The sequence below is a fragment of the Bacillus cereus group sp. N21 genome (genome assembly GCF_016483395.1).
Classification (GTDB): Bacteria; Bacillota; Bacilli; order Bacillales; family Bacillaceae_G; genus Bacillus_A; species Bacillus_A pseudomycoides.
Genome location: NZ_JAEHBX010000396.1, coordinates 1 through 248 on the forward strand (window position 1 = coordinate 1; position 248 = coordinate 248).

The following is a 248-nucleotide window of genomic DNA, read 5'->3' on the forward strand; positions in this document are numbered from 1 at the left end:
GTCCAATACGTTAAAAATCCTTCTAATCGCTGTTCATTAGGTAATTTCATAACTTGTGCTATTTCAATATCTGTTAATACGCCCTCTGCCATTTTCATCACATCTACATTTGGATTCATTTGTTCAACATCAACACCGACAGATGCAGATTTTGTAAATGCAACGACAACCCACTCACCCGAATGTGAAACTGATAATTGTGGCATACCTTCTGGTAATTGCGGCCTACCATGTTGTAACTTACATAC

1 pseudogene is annotated in these 248 nt (G+C 37.9%); it reads right to left on the reverse strand.

Annotated elements, in window-relative coordinates:
- Window positions 1–248 (reverse strand): annotated as a pseudogene (gene sfp, locus JDS96_RS31360) (4'-phosphopantetheinyl transferase Sfp); the annotation flags it as partial.